The organism is Deinococcus sonorensis KR-87, assembly GCF_040256395.1.
In the GTDB taxonomy this organism is placed as follows: domain Bacteria; phylum Deinococcota; class Deinococci; order Deinococcales; family Deinococcaceae; genus Deinococcus; species Deinococcus sonorensis.
On sequence record NZ_CP158299.1, the window covers coordinates 1,336,291 to 1,352,710 of the forward strand.

Consider the following 16,420-nt stretch of genomic DNA (forward strand, 5'->3'; position numbering starts at 1 on the left):
CCCCGGCTTGAGCCGAGTTCAGCCCCGCAGGCGGCCCGCCTGCTACATTCGGCGCATGATCGGCATTGATCTCAACGGCAAGACGGCCCTGGTGATGGGCGTGGCCAACGCGCGCAGCCTCGGCTGGGCCATCGCACAGAAACTGCTGGAGGCGGGCGCCCGGGTGGGCTTCAGCTACCAGGGCGAGCGCCTGAAGTCGGAGCTGGAGAAGCTGACCGGCGGCCACAGCGGCACCTGGATCCAGCAGGCGGACGCGACCAGCGAGGACGACCTGAGCGCCCTCTTCGCGAAGGTGAAAGAGGAGTTCGGGCAGCTGGACTACCTGGTGCACAGCATCGGCTTCGCGCCGCGCGAGGCGATGGAGGGCCGCTTCCTGGACACCACGCCTCAGGACTGGAACACCGCCATGTCGGTCAGCGCCTACACGCTGGTGAGCATTGCGCGCCATGCCGAGCCGCTGCTCCGCGAGGGCAGCAGCATCGTGAGCCTGACCTATCACGCCTCGCAGCAGGTGGTGCCCAAGTACAACGTAATGGGCGTGGCCAAGGCGGCGCTGGAGGCCAGCACCCGCTACCTCGCCAGTGAGCTCGGCGCGGCGGGCGTGCGCGTCAACTGCATCTCGGCCGGGCCGATGCGGACCATCGCCGCCCGCAGCATCCCCGGCTTCGGCAGCATGTACGACAAGGCCGCCGCCGCCGCCCCGCTGGGCCGCAACGCCACCGCCGAGGAGGTGGGCAAGCTGGCGCTGTTCCTGCTCAGCGACCTGGGCAGCGGCATCACCGGAGAAGTGGTGTACGTGGACGCCGGCGCGCACATCATGACCATGAAGCTGGACTGAGCCGGGGAACAGGTGCATGACCGCCCGCGCTGCGGTTGGTACGGTGTGAACCGATGAACGGCCCGGGACCGGAGCCCACGCTGCTGCTGCTCGGCCCGCCCGAGGTGGAGGCCGGGAGCGCCCGGTTCCCCCTGCCGGCCGAGGCCCCGCTGTGGCTGCTGACGCTGCTCGGCTGCCACGAGGAGCCGGTGACGCGCCCGGAACTGCTGGAGCTGCTGTATGCCCAGGTGGACGAGCCGGCGGCCCGCAACCGGCTGCGCAACCTGCTGCACCGCCTGCGGCAGCAGCCGTGGAGCGGCGGCCTGCAGGCCAGTGGCCCGGGCCTGTACTGGACCGCCCCGGTGGACGTGCGGACCTTCCGGCAGGCCTGCCGGGATGGCCGCTGGGCCGAGGCGCTGGCCCTGTACCGGGGACCGCTGCTGGACGGCTGCCGACCCGCTGATCTGCCGGAGTTCGAGGCGTGGCTCGACGCGGAGCGCGACGAGCTGCAGGCCAGCTGGCTGGACGCGGCGCTGCAGCATGCCGCCGAGCTGGAACGGGCCGGACAGGCGCGGCTGGCGCTGCCCTGGCTGGACCGGTTGCTCGGCGTCAGCCCCTACAGCGAGGAGGCGGTGCAGGCGGCCCTGCGCTGCGCCGCCCAGCTCGGTGACCCCGCCGAGGCGGAGCGGGTCTACAGCCGCTTTCAGCTGCAGTTGCAGCGCGATCTGGGCGTGTACCCCAGCGCTGCCACCACCCGGCTCTACGAGGGGGTCCAGCAGGCGGCGGCCCCTGCCGCGCCGCTGCCGACCTTCCGCCACTCCGGTCCCCCGCTGTTTGGGCGCCACCACGAGCTGGCCTGGATTCAGGAACGGCTGGACCAGCCGGACGGCCGGCTGCTGACGCTGCTGGGGCCGGGCGGGGCCGGCAAGACCCGGCTGTCTCAGGAGGTGCTGGCCGGCCAGGACGCAGGGGTGCGGGTGGCGTTCGTACCGCTCGAGGCGGCCACGGCGGCCGAGGGGATGGTGACGGCCCTGGCCGCCGCCCTGGGCCTGCCGCCCGGCCCCGCCGAGACGCTGGCGGCGCAGCTGCCGCCGGTGCTGCAGACCGGCCCTCACCTGCTGGTGCTGGACAACCTGGAGCACCTGCTGGCTGCCCCCTCGCGCGCGGAGGTGCTGACCCTGATCCAGACGCTGCTGGAGGCGGTGCCCACCCTGCGGCTGATCGTGACCTCGCGGGTGCGGCTGGGTCTGCAGGCCGAGTGGGTAATCTCGCTGGGGGGGCTGGACTACCCGCAGATCGCCCGGCTGGACCTCGCGGCCCAGTCCAGCGCGGTGCGGCTGTTCGTGGAGCGGGCCGGGCGGGTGAGGGGCGGCTTCGGACTGACGCCGCAGAACGTGGATGACCTGATCCGGGTCTGCCAGCTGACCGAGGGACTGCCGCTGGCCCTGGAGCTGACGGCCGCCTGGATGGGCACCTTCGACGTGGCGGACGTGGTGGCGGAGCTGTCGGCCAGCCTGGACCTGCTGGACAGTGACGCCCCCGACCGGCCGGAGCGGCACCGCAGCCTGCGGGCGGCCTTCGGGCATTCGTGGCGGCTGCTGGGCCCAGACGAACAGCGGGCGCTGGCCCGGCTGTCGGTGTTCCGGGGTGGCTTCGAGCGGGCGGCAGCCCTGGCGGTGACCGGCGGCCGGCTGCGCCCGCTGCTGACCCTGGCCGACCACTCGCTGCTGCGGCGCGACCGGGCGGGGCGGTACACCCTGCACGAGGTGGTGCGCCAGTACGCGGCCGAACAGCTGCAGCGCCAGCCGGCCGAGCAGGTGCAGGCACGCCAGGCCCATGCCGACTGGTACGCGGCGCTCGCTCAGGAGGCGGCGCCCCACCTGCATGGGCCGGAGCAGACCGACTGGCTGGCCCGGTTGCAGACCGAGCACGACAACTTGGAGGCTGCGCTGGAATGGACCTTCGCTCAGGCGGGCGTTCAGCAGGCGCTGGAGCTGACGGTGGCGCTGCACTGGTTCTGGTACGTGCGCGGCCACCACCGCTCCGGGTACGGCTGGCTGAGAATGGCCCTGGAGCGGCCCGGCGAGGTGCCGGCTCCGCTGCGTGCGGCGGCCCTGAGCCGGCTGGGCGGGCTGGCCCGCGATCTGGGCGAGTACCCTCAGGCCCAGGCGTGGCTGGAGCAGGCGCTGACGCTGGTGCAGGACCGGGACGCCCGGCTGGAGGCCGAGGTGCGGCACGGCCTGGGGTTGAGCCGCCGGGAACGCGGAGAGCTGGAGGCGGCCGGGCTGCAGCTGCAACGGGCCGAGCAGCTGCAGCGGACGCTGGAGCTGCCCTGGGCGCTGGCCAGCACGCTCAACGACCTGGGCATCGTCTGGGCCCTGCAAGATGACCTGGACCGGGCCCGGCCGCTCTTTCAGGAGAGCCTGACGCTGAAGGAGCGCATCGGTGACCGGCAGGGGGTCGCGTACGCGCTGGCCAACCTCGCCAACGTCACGGACGACCTGGGCGAGTACCAGCGCCTCACCGAGCAGAGCCTGGCGATTAAACGCGAGCTGGGTGACCGGCAGGGCATGGCCAACTCGCTCTTTAACCTGGCGGACATGCACCTGAACCGCGGCGAGCTGGCCATGGCCCGCCATCTGCTGCAGGAAGCGCTGGAGCTGTACTGGCAGCTGGGCCGGCAGCGCGGCGTTGCCGCGGCGCTCACCGAAGCGGCCAAGCTGGCCGCCTCCAGCAGCCTGCCGCTGCTGTGCCTGCAGCTGGCCGGCGCGGCCGACGCGCTGCTGGAGGCGGTGGGGGTGCCGGCCCAGGGCTTTGCGGTGGGCGGCCTGCTGGAACAGGCCCGGACGCTCGCCGGGGACGGCTGGGCCGACCATTACCGGCGCGGCGCGGCCCTGCCGCTGGAGGCAGCGGTTCGGCTGGCGCTGGAGGTCACCTCGGAGCAGGCCGCTCCGGACCCGTCCCCCTCCTGAAGCGGCCAGAACGCACTGCGCTGGACAGAGGAATGGAGGGGCCGGTCAGATGACCGGCCCCTCCGTCGTCCCGCCTTCAGCGCGGCCAGCGGTTTTCGCTGTACAGCACCGCGATCTCGGCGTCGCTGAGCGCGCGGTCGTAGACGCGGACGTCGTCGATGCCGCTCCGCAGGCCCGGCTCGTAGGGGGTGACCGAGGCGGTGGTGGCGCAGGTGAGGCTGTCGCCGCCCGGCGTGGCCCCGATGAACAGGTTGTGGCAGGCGCGGCCGCTGTACGGCGCACTGCCCGATGAGTAGGTCACCGTCCTGACATTGGCACCGTCCACGTACAGCCGGGTGGTGTAGCTGCTGTTCGCGAAGTCCAGCACCGCGGCCACGAACACCCAGCGGCCCGAACGCAGGTCATTGGGCGCGGCGATGGTGTTGGTGCCAAAGGTGGAGCTTGCCCTGAGCCTAGGAGGGGGGCGTTAGCTGACCGAGCAGGCGGGCCACATGAGCGGGCCGTGGAGAACCTGCCGGTGGGCCGGGCCGCCGAGAACGGGTATGCTGCCTGCGCCGAATCACCCTGCCCAGGAGGAATCACCGATGCCGCAACCCGACCCGACGACCCCACGTTCAGAGCCGCCGCCCCCCGGTCCGCCCCTGCGGCTGATTCACCTCGGTCTGGGCGGCTGGGGCCGCGACTGGATGAAGGTGGTGCGCGCCAACGGGGACGTGCAGACCGCCGCGTTCGTGGACAGCAGCCCGCAGGCGCTGCAGCTGGCCGCGCAGCAAGGCGCCGACCCCGCGCTGTGTTTCAGCTCGCTCACGGAGGCGCTGCAGGCGGTGCAGGCGGACGTCGCCCTGATCACCGCCAGCGCGCCGGGCCATACCCCGCTGGCGCTGGAGGCGCTGGCCGCCGGGCTGCCGGTGCTGATCGAGAAGCCGTTCGCGCCCACCCTGCAGGAGGCGCGGCAGGTGGTGGAGGCGGGCCGGCAGGCGGACCGCAGCGTGATGATCAGCCAGAACTACCGCTTCTTCCCGGCCCCGCAGCTGGCCGCGCAGCTGGTCCGGGAGCGCCGTTTCGGTGAGCTGGGCTTCGCGGAGGTGGACTTCCGGCGCGACAGTGCCCGGTCGCGCCCGCCCGCCACCGGCCACCATCAGCTGCCCCAGCCGCTGCTGATGGACATGGCCATCCACCACTTCGACCTGATGCGCTTCGTGCTGGGCCGCGAACCGCTGGCCATCACCTGCCACGCCTTCAATCCGCCCTGGAGTCCCTTCCGTGACCCGGCGAGCGCGGCGGCGACCATCGAGTTTGAGGGTGGTCTGGTGGTGAGCTACCGGGGCAGCTGGGCCAGTTCCGGCGTGGTCACGCCCTGGGCCGGCGAGTGGCGCATGGACGCCGCCGAGGGCGAGATCCGCTGGACCAGCCGGGACGACCCGCCGCCGGACCGCGTGACGGCGCGCCGGCTGGGTGAGCCGGCGGCGGACCTGACGTTGCCGGCCGTGGCGCACCTGGACCGCGCCGGCTCGCTGGCGGAGTTCGTCTCGGCCGTGCGCGCGGGGCGGGAGCCGGCCAGCTCCGGCCAGGAGAACCTGCTGAGCCTGGCACTGGCGCTGGCGGCGGTTCAGTCCGCTCAGGAAGGGCGCACGGTGGCGCTTTCCGAAGTGGTGGAGCGCCCCGGCCAGGGCGGGGCCTGAGCGCAACGGACAGTGCGGGTGTCCCAGGGCCTCCCACGGGCGGGGCCGCGCCATGCCGCCGGTCCTCCCTGGGCCACCGGGCTGGACGTCCATTATGATGCGGGGCAACACTCATGACTCTGGACCCCTCGCCAAGCCCGGCCCCGCCGACCTCGCTGCCTGACCCGCTGGCCACCGCCCTGATCGTGGTGGACCCGCTGGGGCAGTGCCGGTCGGCCAGCGCTTCGGCGGCCCTGCTGCTGAGGCGCGCGCCCGGCAGCCTTCAGGGCCTGCCGGTGTGGGAAGCGGTTCCGGCGCCGCTGGATCAGCCGCTGAAAGCGCTGCTTGAAGCGGTGGCGCAGGGCGGGGAAGCGCAGGGGCGGGAGCTGTACTGCGCGCCCTGGGACGTCTGGCTGGAGTTGTTGGCGCTGCCGCACGAGGGCGGAGTGACGCTGCACCTGCGCGACATCAGCGAGCGCAAAGCTGCCGAGCAGCAGCCGGAACACCTGCTGAACCTGACGCGCGCGCTGGTGAGCGCGCAGACCGAGGAGGACGTGATCCGCGCCGCCCTGGACATCGGGCTGCCGGCGGCGGGCGCGTATGCGGGTCTGGTGCTGCTGGTCAGCGAGGACGGCACCGAACTGGGCGCCCGCTACACCCACGGCTACGACCCGAGCATCACTGAGCAATGGCGGTCCTACGCACTCTCGACCCACCTGCCGATCACCGACGCGGTGCGGTTGCGCCGGCCGGTGTTCGTGAGGGAGGCGCAGTTCGGCACCTATCCGGCGCTGCTGCGCGACCATGCCGCCCAGACCCGCTCGGTCGCGGCGCTGCCGCTCTGGGCCGGCGACGCCGTGTACGGCTGCCTGGCGCTCAGCTTCGAGCATGACCAGCGGTTCGCGCCGACCACGCAGCAGTTTCTGACCTCGCTGGCCGCCCAGTTCGGGCTGGCGTTCGACCGGGTCCGGCTGGCCCGGTACACCGCGCGGCAGGCCAGCACCTCCGCCTTTCTGGCGGAGGCCAGCGAGCTGCTGAGCGGGTCGCTGGACGAGCAGGCCACCCTCGAACAGCTGACGCTGGCTGGCCGTTCCTCGCCTCGCGGACTGGTGCGGGGTGTACCTGCCCAGGGGCGAGATGATCGAGGCGACCGCCGTCACGCACAGTGACCCCAGCAAGGTGGAGAGCCTGCGGCAGCTGGTGCGGCGCGTGCCGATGCACGCCAGCGACGCGGGCGGCGCCCCGCAGATCATCCGGACCGGGCAGGTCAATTTTCTGCCGGAGGTGACGGACGAGATGCTCGCGGCGATGGAACGGGACCCGGAACAGCTGGAGTGGGTGCGGTCCATCGGCCTGCGGTCCGCGCTGGGCGTGCCGATGATCGCCAACGGGCAGGTGATCGGGGCGGTGCAGCTGGTGCAGGCCGAGTCCGGGCGGCGCTTCACCGCAGACGACATTCCGGTCGCCGTCGATTTTGCACGCCGGGCCGCGCTGGCCCTCAGCAACGCCCGGCTCTACCGCGCGTCGCAGACCTGGGGGCAGCAGCTCGAGGAGCAGGTGCAGGCCCGCACCGCCGAGCTGCAGGACGCCACGGAGGCGCTGCACAGCCGGACCCTGGCGCTGGAGGCGTTCGCGACCCTCGCCCAGGGACTCGCGGAGGACGCTGAACCGCTCGACCTGATTCAGGGCGCCCAGCACACGCTGCTGACCCTGCTGCCCAACAGCGCCAGCACCTACTACGAGCTGGAGGCCGGGATCTGGCGGTTGTGCGCCGTCGCCGGCGACCTGCACAGTCCGGCGCTGGAGCAGGCGCTGCGGGCCGGCCTGCCCCGGGGGCAGGTGCCGAACCTGGATCGTCCGTTCGACACCCGGCAGCCGCTGTACCAGTCGGCGTACCGGGCGGGCCCCTGGGACGCCGGCACCGCGCTTACGCAGCACCTGCGCGCCACCGCCGCATTTCCGGTCCTGATGGGAGCCGACGTCGCGGGCGTGCTGGTGGTCGGGTCCTTCGATCAGCATGCCTGGCCCCAGGCGCAACGCGAGATGCTGGAGACCGGGGTGCGTCACCTGGGGCTGGCGCTGCACCGCTCGCGGGTCCTGCGCGAACTGAGCGAGCGGAACGCCACCCTGGCCGAGCGGACCGCCGAACTTCAGGAGCTGAACGCGGAACTGGAAGCGTTTTCATACACCATCTCGCACGACCTGCGCGCTCCGGTCCGCCAGATCACCGGGCTGGCGTCGCTGCTGCGGCGGGTGCTGGGCGAGCAGGTGCCGGAACGCGCCGCGAAGCCGCTGGGGATGATCGAGCTGTCGGCCGCCCGGATGATGCTGCTGATCGACGCGCTGCTGGGGTTGGCGCACACCTCACGTCAGGCGCTGCGCTGCACGGACGTCAGCGTGCAGGCGCTGGTGCAGGACGTCATCGAGGACCTGAATCTGGGGACCACCGGCCCGGCGGTCCAGTGGTCCGTCGGACCGCTGCCGGCGGTGTACGCCGACGCGCCGCTGCTGCGCCAGGTGCTGGCCAACCTGCTGGGAAACGCCGTGAAATACAGCGCCACCCGGCCCGACCCGCAGGTCACGGTCACCAGCCAGGAACAGCCGGGCGAGCACCTGATCATCGTGAGCGACAACGGGGTGGGCTTTGATCCGCAGCACGCTGACCGGCTGTTCGGGGTGTTCCAGCGGCTGCACCGGGACGACGAGTTCGAGGGGACCGGCATCGGGCTGGCGACGGTGCGGCGTATCGTGGCGCGCCACGGCGGGCGGGTCTGGGCCGAGGGTCGGCCGGGTCAGGGGGCGAGGTTCGTGTTCACCCTGCCCCGGCGGAACGGCTCAGAAACGCCCGGCTGACGGGCCGCTGCGGAATGTGCGGGTGCCAGGCGGGGCCGCACACGCTATGCTCCGGGGCATCATGACCCGGCCTCTCCGATTGACCCCCCGTGGCTACCAGCGGTTGCAGCAGGATCACCAGCATGTGTGCGAGCAGATCGAGGAGGCGCGGGCCACCGTCCGCGAGCAGATGGAGGCCAACGAGGCCGAGAGTCTGGGGCTGGTGGAGGCGCAGGAGCGCCTGGCAGCCCTGGAGGCGCAGGCGGCCCAGCTGGAGCTGCTGCTGGACGAGGCGCAGGTGCTGGACCCGGCCGACGTGCCGAAGGATCAGGTGGTGCTGGGCAGCGTGGCGCTGCTGACCGACGTGGCGTCCGGCCGCAGCATCCGGGTGCGTCTGGTGTCGCCGGTGGAAGGGGCCGGCGTGGTGGACGGGGTGACCCTGGTGAGCAGCGCGAGCCCGGTGGGCGCGCAGCTGGAAGGCCGGCGGGTGGGGGAGAGCTTTCAGGTGCGCCTCGGCTCCCGCGACGTGCAGTACACCGTGACCTCGCTCGAACCCGATACCCGCTGAGCTGAGAAGGGCGACCTTTACGGTTCGTGTGATTGGGCAGGCGGGGTCCCCGCCTGCGCCGGGGCGTCCAGGCCACGTTCCACCATCTCGACCAGCCGCAGTTCCAGCTGGCGGGTCTGGGCGTCATCCAGCCCCCGCAGCGGACCGTCGATGAGCAGGGTGGCCAGGCCGTGAACCGCCGACCAGGCCAGAAACTCGGCGCCTGGCCGCCGCCCGGCGGCGAGCAGGCCGGTCTCGACCAGGCCGTCCAGGGTGGTGCCGAGCAGCTGAAACGGGGTGAGCCCACTGTCGCCCCGGCGCTCCGGGTGAGCCGACTGCTGCAGGGTCCTGGACAGCCAGAAGGCGGTGCGGAACAGGCCGGGCTCCGCCTGGGCAAAGCGCAGGTACCCGAGCCCGACCGCATGGAACCGCGCCCTGGCGCGGGCCGCCGGCGCCAGCGAAGCGTCCACCTGGGTCAGCTGCGCCTCGATGGCCCGCGCAAACTCCGCCTGGGCCGCCGAGCAGACCGCCGCCAGCAGGGCGTCCAGGTCCGCGAAATGCCGGTAGGCCGCGTTGGGCACGACGCCCGCACGCCGGGTGGCTTCCCGCAGCACGACCGCTTCCGGCCCTCCCTGCCTCGCCAGGTCAAGACCCGCCTGAATCAGCGCCTGGCGCAGATCGCCGTGCCGGTACGTGACCCGGCCCGCACTGCCGCCGCTGTTACGAGACATGCGTAGACCATCTTGAAAATTCGCCCCAAACGTAGTAATGTGGACGGCGTACACATCCAGCACCCCGCCGGCAGGAGAGAGATGTATGACGCTGACATCTGGGCATGTCCATGGTCTTCATACCCTATTCCAGGCCCGCCTGCGACCCGGTTTGCGGCCGTGGGCGCAGACGCTTCAGATCCGCGGGCCTCCTCAAAGGGCACGCGCCGCCGCTGCAGACCCACTCCGCACCACCCGGAGAAGCCCTGTCTGACCACGGCTCGGCCTTCAGCAGATGTGCTGTGAACGATCTCCCGGCGGCCCGCCAGTTCTGATCTCTCCCGAGTTGGGCACACGCCGGCCACATTCACCAGCCTCAATTTCCCGGTCACCGTGGATGCGGAGCTGACCATCCCGAAGGCCGTGTTCGAGCACGATGGCCTGACCGCTATGGACGAGCGCGACATACAGCGGGGCGCGCGGACCGGCCATCGCATGGTTCAGGAACACGGCAAGCACCATGCTGTCGGTCCTGCCGGAGCCGTCGGGCCGCCCTCCGGGCCAGGCCTGGCCCATCACCCGGTCCCATCCCCACCTTTGCCCGGAGGATCATCCATGATCGATACCACTGCCGCCCACCCGCCCATCGTGGACCGCGAGCGCTGGACCCAGGCCCGCGACGCCCTGCTCCCGCTGGAGAAGGCAGAGACCCGCCTGCGCGACGCAGTGGCCGCCCAGCGCCGGCGGCTGCCCATGACGGAGGTCTCCAACTACACCTTTGAGGGTGAGGGCGGGCCGGTCCGTCTGCTGGAGCTGTTCGCCGGCCACTCGCAACTGATCGTGCACCACTTCATGTTCGACCCGGCCTGGACGCAGGGCTGCACCTTCTGCTCGGAGGACGCCGACAACTGCATGCCGCACCTCGCGCACTTGGGTCCGTATGACGTCAGCCTGGTCCGCGTTTCGCGCGCACCGATCGAGAAGCTGCTCGCCTATTCGGCGCGGATGGGCTGGACCGTGCCGTGGGTTTCCGCGTACGGCTGCACCTTCAACCAGGACTGGGGGTGGACCCGGCCGGGCGGCGGTGAGGTCTCCGGGTTCAGTGTCTATCTGCAGCTGGAGGGCCGGCCTTACCTCACGTACCACACCCAGGCGCGCGGCGTGGAACTGCTGTCGAGCCTGGCGGGGCACCTGGACCTGACCCCTTACGGACGGCAGGAGACCTGGGAGGACGCGCCGCCCGGCTGGCCGCAGACGCCCCCCTTCACCAGAATCCGCCGCCACGACGAGTACGGGCGGGCAGACAAGGACGCCGGGTAACGTACGCTTAACGCCTGCGCGTGCATGCTGAGGTCAGTGCCGCATGGTGGGTGCGGCCGACTTCCGCTCACCCAGGAGAAACGAATGCACACGAGGATTCACTGGCCGGGCCTGTCCATGCTGCTCGGCCTCACGCTGACGCTCGCGGCATGTTCCGGCGGCACCACGCCCGGCACCGTCGTTCCCGGCAGCCTCAGGCTGCTGAACACCGACGCCGTGCCGGACAATGGGCGACTGGTCTTCAGCCGCATCGGCGGGCTGGCCAGCCCGCCCGCCGGTCAGGTGCACGACCGCGTGGTGCTGCGGGTGCAGAACACCGGGCCGCAGGCCGTGCACCTGACCGGGCTGAGCGTCAGCGGTCCGTGGACCGTGAGTCCTGCGCCGGCCACCGGCGCCCCGCTCACCGTCGCGGCCGGCGGCCAGCTGGACCTCACGGTCCGCTTCGTGGCGGAAGGCCCCGGCCCGGCCGACGGCCCCCTCCATGAGGGGTCGCTCACCGTGGTGGGCGACGACAGCAGCCGGACGACCGTGCAGCTGGCCGGGCTGTGGCAGGCGCAGCCGGAACACGGCCAGGAGCCGAACCTTGACCTGATCCGGCGGGCCTTCGGGTACCGCTTCAATGTGGTGAACCCCGGCACCCCGGTGGGGGACGCCCAGGGCATTCCGGCGCTGAACCATCACGGCGCGGTGATTCCGGACGGAGACGAGGTGATCTCGCCGTACTGGCAGCGGCTCGACAGCTCGAAGCCGGTCACGGTCACGCCGCTCGCCGCGTATCACACCCCGGGCCAGCCGGTCACCCTGTCGTGGTACAGCAAGGGCAGTGCGGCGGTCCAGCTGGCGCTGACCCAGGCGGCTCCCGCCAGCCAGACGCTGCTGCCGGCCGCCGGGGCCAGCTTCACGCCGGGTGAAACCTTCGGGTTTCGCGTGAACGACGGCGAGTGGAGTGACCCCACCCTCAACGCGCACGCCACTGACCTGCAGGCCGGGTGCAGCGAACCGTGCGGCCAGCACCTGCGCTTCTGGCCACTCCGGGACGCGGCCGGGAAGCTGATCGCCGGCAGCTATGTCCTGGCGGCGAGTACCCAGGCTGGCAGCTATGACTACAATGACAGCGTCTACCTGATCGGCAACCTGAAGCCGGCCCCGGTGCTGCTGAACGTGGGAGGCCCGACCTTCACGGCGCCCGACGGCCGCGTCTGGACCGGGGACAGCTACCTCACCACCGACCAGAGCGGCGCGGCCCGCACGGCGACCTTCTATACGCCTGCCGACGCGCCGTCGTGGCCGAAAACGCCAAGCACCGCCACGATCCTGAAAACAGATAACCAGCAGCTTTATCGCACCTACCGCCACAACACGCTCGATACTCCGCTGGAGTCGCGCGTCATGACCTACACCGTGCCGCTTAACGACGGCATCTACCGGGTCCGGCTGCACTTTGCGGAACTGAACTGGAACGCGCCCGGCAAGCGCCTGTTCAACGTGAACGTGGAGGGCGTGCCGGTGCTGAACAACTTCGACATCTGGAAGGAGGCCGGGGGCCAGAACACGGCCCTGGTGGTGCCGCTGGACGCGGTCAAGGTGACGGGCGGTCAGCTCACGGTGCAGCTGAAGGCCACGGTGGATTTCCCTGACCTCTCCGGCATCGAGGTGGAGCGCTGAAGGTCAGGGTCGCCCGGTGCGAGGGCCGCTCTCCTCTGGCCTGAGCTGTTCCTGACCCCTGCCGGGCCGGGTGGCTCACCCTGGACCGGCATCTCCACCTTTGCGGCCTAGGCCCTCGATCAGCGCCTGGAGCCCCCGCTCGAACCCGCCGCGTGGCCCGCTCAGCCCGAACTGGCCGCTGCGTTCCAGCACCACGAAGCCGTGCAGGTAGGCCCAGACGGCCACCGTGGCCGCCGTGTCGTCCGGCTGGCCCGTCACCGCGTCTACCAGCGCCAGCACGGCGTTCCACAGGTCCTTGCCGGGGCCGGGCGTGGCCATGTACGGCTCTTTGGGGGCCAGCAGCAGGCCGTAGAGGTGCGGATGCTGCCGGGCATACGCCAGATAGGCCAGGCCCACCGCGTGCAGCGAGGCGGCTGGGGTCGCCTGGGCGGCGTGGGCCTGCACCGTGGCCAGCAGTTCCAGGGTCGCCTCCGTTTCCAGGGCGCTCAGCAGGGCGGCGCGGTCAGCGTAGTGTCGGTACAGGCTGCTCGGCTGCACGCCCAGCCGCTCGGCCAGCGGGCGCATGCTGAGGGCCTCAGGGCCACCGTCCTCCAGCAGCTGACGTGCGGCGCTCAGGATCGTTCCGGGGTGCAGTTTGGCAGGATAGGGCATCACGAACACTGTACGTCTTGACAGGTTCCGCTGCCAGGGGTAAGGTGACATCAAGAAGGCGAACGGCGTTCGTCTTAAAAGGAGCCCCCTATGCGCATCACCACCCATGGAACGTTTCTGGTCCAGCTCACCCGCCTCGGTCTGATGAACGCCTATCTGGTGCGCGAACCGGACGGCCTGACGCTCGTCGACACGGGCATGCCCGGCAGCGCGCCGGGCATCCTGCAGGCGGCGCAGCGGCTGGAGCTGCCGATCCGCCGGGTGGTGCTGACGCACGCGCACAGCGACCATGTCGGAAGCCTGGACGCGCTGCACGCCGCGCTGCCGGACGCCGAGGTGCTGATCTCGGCCCGTGACGCCCGCCTGCTGCGCGGCGACCACACCCTCGACCCGCACGAGCCGCAGACCCCGCTGCGCGGCGGCTATCCCGGGGTGCAGACGGTGCCGGACCGCCTGCTGCAGCCGGATGACCGGGTGGGCTCGCTGCAGGTGGTGGGAACGCCCGGTCACACCCCCGGCCACGTGGCCCTGCTGGACACCCGGGACGGCACGCTGATCGCTGGAGACGCCTTCTATACCGTGGGTGGGGTGGCGGTGGCCAGTGAGCGGCGCCTGCGGTTTCCGCTGCCGGCGATGGCCACCTGGCATGCCCCGACCGCCCTGACCAGTGCGCGGACCCTGGTGGGCCTGAACCCGACCCGACTCGCGGCGGGGCACGGACCGGTGGTGGAGCGCCCGGCCGCGGCCATGCAGCAGGCGCTGGCGCGGATTTCGGGCTGAAGACGGCGGAGCAACCCTGGGGCTGGCGCTCCTCAGAGAACGTCCTACGGGCGGTCAATCCGGCGCGGTTCAGCGCTCCGGCTGACCCCGCCTCCGGCGCCTGAGCCTTGCGCTTCAGCTGTCCTGTGGGTTCCCCGGAGCTCAGACGCTTCCCCCGGACCAGGCGGACGTCTGGGGATGGAGCGTGGGCACCGGCGGCACATGACGTGGATAAGGCAGCGCGCCGGAAGAGAGAGCGAGGCGGCCACCCCCGTCACGCTGGGCAACTTCCACCGCCCGGCCAGGCACTGAGAGGTCGGGCGGGACCATCCGGTGCGGTTCTCCAGGCCTCAGCACGGGCGGTTTAAGGCCACTACGACGCGCCCGGGGGTCAGGTCATGGACGGTGTTCCGGCCCTCGGGCAAAGACCGGCACTGGCTCACGGTCCGGGACGGCCCGGGCATGGCCGAACACCTCGGCTGGGTTCCGCTCAGGCCTGGCAACCTGAACACCATGCTGCGGTCTACTGCTCGGGAACGCGCCTGCAAGCCGAATCACCAGACCACCTGCTGCCAGAACCTTCTGGTTCCGGCAGCAGCCCTGCAAGTGGAAATGAACCTCAGCGTCCAGCGCCTCTCCGTCCGGTCAGGCCCGGCCCCCTCCGAACGCCCGGGGCCATGACACGGGAGTTGACGTCAGACTGGGGCCGGGAGTGCACCGGCCCTCCTGCATAGACCTTATAGACCTTCGGCAGCACCTGATTTCCCACGTCCGGTCATGCCCGGTTGCCGCCTTCATGGCAAGATCAAGCTACGCCTGACCCAAGGGAGACCCCATGCCTGCCTGTACCCACACTTCGAGCCTGCTGATCACCGCCCCGTCTGGCCCCGGCCCCTACGTCTGCGAGGACTGCATCCGGACCGGCGACAGCTGGGTGCACCTGCGGATGTGCACCACCTGCGGGCACATCGGCTGCTGCGATTCCAGTAAGAACCGGCACGCCACCCGCCATTTCCACGCGTTGCAGCACCCGCTGGTCCGCTCGGTCGAGCCGGGGGAGGCCTGGGTCTGGTGCTACGTCGATCAGCTGGTCCTGCCTTGAACCCCCAGCCGGACGACCTGCACCGGGTGGAGGCGCTGGCCGGGCTGTCGGTGCCCGAGCTGACCTGGCTGGCCGAGCACTCGGAACTGCACAGCTACGCGGACGGCGAGACGATCGTGCGGGCCGGCGACCCCGCCGACCACATGTTTCTGGTGCTGGACGGCCAGATCGAGTACTCGGGCGAGCAGGGCGGGCAGGCGCTGCATTACGTGACCCGGCAGGGGGAGGTGGCCGGCATGCTGCCCAGGTCGCGCATGACCCATTTCGCCTCGACGGGCAAGGCGGTGGGCGAGACCCGGGTCGCGTTTCTGCACCGCTCGCTGTTCCCGGAGCTTGCCGCCGCCGTGCCGAGCCTGGAAGCCCAGCTGCTGGCGGTGATGACCCGGCGCATCCGGGACGCCGCGCACGCCGAGGAGCAGCGCGAACGCATGAGCGCCCTGGGCAAGCTCTCGGCGGGGCTGGCCCACGAACTGAACAATCCGGCGGCCGCCGTGCGCCGGGGGGCCGATGAGCTGGGGACGCGTCTGTCCGGCCTGCCGGAGCTGCTCACCCGGCTGCTGGCGTCCGGATTGCGCCCGGAGCTGCTGGCCCGCGCCGAGGAGGCCGTGGCAGCCCGCTCCACCGTGGCGCTCGGCACCCTGGCGCAGGCCGACGCGGAGGACGACCTGATGGACCTGCTCGGCGCCCTCCGGCTGCCCCGGGCGAGCGAGCTGGCCGCGACCTTCGTGGAGGCGGGCCTGCGCCCCGAACACCTCGGCTGGCTGCAGGACGATCCGCCGCACGCGCCGGCCCTGGTAGCGTACCTGGACTTCCGGCTCGGCAGCCTGCTGACGGTGCAGGACATCGCGGGGGCCGCCGGCCGCATCAGCGACCTGGTCACGTCCATCAAACGCTACTCGCACATGGACCGCGGTGGGGACCGTCAGCCGGCCGATGTGCGGGTGGGTCTGGACAGCACCCTGACCATGCTGGGTCACAAGCTGCGCGGCAAGGAGGTGCGGGTGGAGCGCCACTATCAGGAGTCGCTGCCCAGCGTCATGGCGAACGAGGGCGACCTCAACCAGGTCTGGACCAACCTGATCGACAACGCGGTGGATGCCCTGCCGGTCGGCGGCCAGCTGACCGTGCAGGCCGACGCGGACGGTCAGCAGGTCCGGGTCTGCATCACCGACACCGGCCCCGGCATTCCGCCGGACCTTCAGCACCGCATCTTCGAGCCGTTCTTCACCACCAAGGGCGTGGGGCAGGGCAGCGGCCTGGGCCTGGATCTGGTGCGGCGCGTCGTGGTCCGCCAGCACGGCGGCGATGTGCGTGTCCGCAGCGAGCCGGGGCACACCACCTTCGAGATCCGGCTTCCCGTCCGCTCCGGCTGAGCTTCAGGCCG

15 protein-coding genes are annotated in these 16,420 nt (G+C 71.5%); 11 read left to right on the forward strand and 4 right to left on the reverse strand.

Going from position 1 to position 16,420, the window contains the following annotated elements; translation table 11 throughout:
• The first annotated feature begins 55 nt into the window (after positions 1 to 55).
• Positions 56 to 838: an enoyl-ACP reductase FabI gene (locus tag ABOD76_RS11900; RefSeq protein WP_350245062.1), complete on the forward strand. Its 783-nt coding sequence runs from the start codon at positions 56 to 58 to the stop codon at positions 836 to 838.
• Between the two features lie 53 nt (positions 839 to 891).
• Positions 892 to 3,789, forward strand: coding sequence for an ATP-binding protein (locus tag ABOD76_RS11905; protein ID WP_350245064.1), 2,898 nt, complete (start codon positions 892 to 894; stop codon positions 3,787 to 3,789).
• A 76-nt stretch (positions 3,790 to 3,865) separates the two neighbouring features.
• On the opposite strand, the gene ABOD76_RS11910 is transcribed toward ABOD76_RS11905, so the two are convergent.
• The gene (locus tag ABOD76_RS11910) at positions 3,866 to 4,171 is read right to left on the reverse strand and encodes a LamG-like jellyroll fold domain-containing protein (protein ID WP_350245065.1); all 306 of its coding nucleotides are present in this window, start codon (positions 4,169 to 4,171) and stop codon (positions 3,866 to 3,868) included.
• Positions 4,172 to 4,373: 202 nt separating this feature from the next.
• Between ABOD76_RS11910 and ABOD76_RS11915 the strand changes: the two genes are divergently transcribed.
• From ABOD76_RS11915 to ABOD76_RS11930, 4 genes are all read left to right on the forward strand, one after another.
• On the forward strand, positions 4,374 to 5,471 hold the full coding sequence (locus tag ABOD76_RS11915) for a Gfo/Idh/MocA family protein (RefSeq protein WP_350245067.1): 1,098 nt from the start codon (positions 4,374 to 4,376) through the stop codon (positions 5,469 to 5,471).
• 113 nt (positions 5,472 to 5,584) lie between these two features.
• A complete protein-coding gene (locus ABOD76_RS11920; RefSeq protein WP_350245068.1) occupies positions 5,585 to 6,619 on the forward strand; it encodes a GAF domain-containing protein in 1,035 nt (344 codons plus the stop codon).
• Entirely contained in the window at positions 6,588 to 8,303 is a 1,716-nt protein-coding gene (locus tag ABOD76_RS11925) for a sensor histidine kinase (RefSeq protein ID WP_350245070.1), read from the forward strand. Before ABOD76_RS11920 ends, ABOD76_RS11925 begins: the two co-directional genes overlap by 32 nt.
• 61 nt (positions 8,304 to 8,364) lie before the next feature.
• Positions 8,365 to 8,850 carry a GreA/GreB family elongation factor gene (locus tag ABOD76_RS11930; RefSeq protein ID WP_350245071.1) on the forward strand — a complete coding sequence of 162 codons (486 nt, stop codon included), beginning with the start codon at positions 8,365 to 8,367 and terminating at the stop codon, positions 8,848 to 8,850.
• 17 nt (positions 8,851 to 8,867) lie between these two features.
• On the opposite strand, the gene ABOD76_RS11935 is transcribed toward ABOD76_RS11930, so the two are convergent.
• Together ABOD76_RS11935 and ABOD76_RS11940 are read right to left on the reverse strand one after the other, a co-directional pair.
• Entirely contained in the window at positions 8,868 to 9,560 is a 693-nt protein-coding gene (locus ABOD76_RS11935; protein ID WP_350245072.1) for a TetR/AcrR family transcriptional regulator, read from the reverse strand.
• Positions 9,561 to 9,827: 267 nt separating this feature from the next.
• Positions 9,828 to 10,061, reverse strand: coding sequence for a hypothetical protein (locus tag ABOD76_RS11940; RefSeq protein WP_350245073.1), 234 nt, complete (start codon positions 10,059 to 10,061; stop codon positions 9,828 to 9,830).
• A 93-nt stretch (positions 10,062 to 10,154) separates the two neighbouring features.
• On the opposite strand from ABOD76_RS11940, the gene ABOD76_RS11945 reads away from it, so the two are divergent.
• Together ABOD76_RS11945 and ABOD76_RS11950 are read left to right on the forward strand one after the other, a co-directional pair.
• Positions 10,155 to 10,859: a DUF899 domain-containing protein gene (locus tag ABOD76_RS11945; protein ID WP_350245074.1), complete on the forward strand. Its 705-nt coding sequence runs from the start codon at positions 10,155 to 10,157 to the stop codon at positions 10,857 to 10,859.
• A gap of 84 nt (positions 10,860 to 10,943) precedes the next feature.
• The gene (locus ABOD76_RS11950) at positions 10,944 to 12,524 is read left to right on the forward strand and encodes a malectin (RefSeq protein WP_350245075.1); all 1,581 of its coding nucleotides are present in this window, start codon (positions 10,944 to 10,946) and stop codon (positions 12,522 to 12,524) included.
• A gap of 75 nt (positions 12,525 to 12,599) precedes the next feature.
• On the opposite strand, the gene ABOD76_RS11955 is transcribed toward ABOD76_RS11950, so the two are convergent.
• Complete coding sequence (locus ABOD76_RS11955) at positions 12,600 to 13,175, reverse strand: TetR/AcrR family transcriptional regulator (protein WP_350245076.1); 576 nt, start codon at positions 13,173 to 13,175, stop codon at positions 12,600 to 12,602.
• Positions 13,176 to 13,265: 90 nt separating this feature from the next.
• On the opposite strand from ABOD76_RS11955, the gene ABOD76_RS11960 reads away from it, so the two are divergent.
• From ABOD76_RS11960 to ABOD76_RS11970, 3 genes are all read left to right on the forward strand, one after another.
• Positions 13,266 to 13,955: an MBL fold metallo-hydrolase gene (locus ABOD76_RS11960; protein ID WP_350245077.1), complete on the forward strand. Its 690-nt coding sequence runs from the start codon at positions 13,266 to 13,268 to the stop codon at positions 13,953 to 13,955.
• Between the two features lie 814 nt (positions 13,956 to 14,769).
• Entirely contained in the window at positions 14,770 to 15,036 is a 267-nt protein-coding gene (locus ABOD76_RS11965) for a UBP-type zinc finger domain-containing protein (RefSeq protein WP_350245078.1), read from the forward strand.
• Positions 15,033 to 16,409: a sensor histidine kinase gene (locus ABOD76_RS11970; protein ID WP_350245079.1), complete on the forward strand. Its 1,377-nt coding sequence runs from the start codon at positions 15,033 to 15,035 to the stop codon at positions 16,407 to 16,409. The genes ABOD76_RS11965 and ABOD76_RS11970 overlap by 4 nt, the downstream gene beginning before the upstream one ends.
• Positions 16,410 to 16,420 lie beyond the last annotated feature (11 nt).

Coding starts and splice junctions, on each gene's coding strand:
- ABOD76_RS11925 (WP_350245070.1), top strand. CDS start 6,588: ATGATCGAGGCGACCGCCGTCACGCACAGTGACCCCAGCAAGGTGGAG.
- ABOD76_RS11960 (WP_350245077.1), top strand. CDS start 13,266: ATGCGCATCACCACCCATGGAACGTTTCTGGTCCAGCTCACCCGCCTC.
- ABOD76_RS11915 (WP_350245067.1), top strand. CDS start 4,374: ATGCCGCAACCCGACCCGACGACCCCACGTTCAGAGCCGCCGCCCCCC.
- ABOD76_RS11940 (WP_350245073.1), bottom strand. CDS start 10,061: ATGGTGCTTGCCGTGTTCCTGAACCATGCGATGGCCGGTCCGCGCGCC.
- ABOD76_RS11955 (WP_350245076.1), bottom strand. CDS start 13,175: ATGCCCTATCCTGCCAAACTGCACCCCGGAACGATCCTGAGCGCCGCA.
- ABOD76_RS11950 (WP_350245075.1), top strand. CDS start 10,944: ATGCACACGAGGATTCACTGGCCGGGCCTGTCCATGCTGCTCGGCCTC.
- ABOD76_RS11945 (WP_350245074.1), top strand. CDS start 10,155: ATGATCGATACCACTGCCGCCCACCCGCCCATCGTGGACCGCGAGCGC.
- ABOD76_RS11965 (WP_350245078.1), top strand. CDS start 14,770: ATGCCTGCCTGTACCCACACTTCGAGCCTGCTGATCACCGCCCCGTCT.
- ABOD76_RS11930 (WP_350245071.1), top strand. CDS start 8,365: ATGACCCGGCCTCTCCGATTGACCCCCCGTGGCTACCAGCGGTTGCAG.
- ABOD76_RS11905 (WP_350245064.1), top strand. CDS start 892: ATGAACGGCCCGGGACCGGAGCCCACGCTGCTGCTGCTCGGCCCGCCC.
- ABOD76_RS11920 (WP_350245068.1), top strand. CDS start 5,585: ATGACTCTGGACCCCTCGCCAAGCCCGGCCCCGCCGACCTCGCTGCCT.
- ABOD76_RS11935 (WP_350245072.1), bottom strand. CDS start 9,560: ATGTCTCGTAACAGCGGCGGCAGTGCGGGCCGGGTCACGTACCGGCAC.
- ABOD76_RS11900 (WP_350245062.1), top strand. CDS start 56: ATGATCGGCATTGATCTCAACGGCAAGACGGCCCTGGTGATGGGCGTG.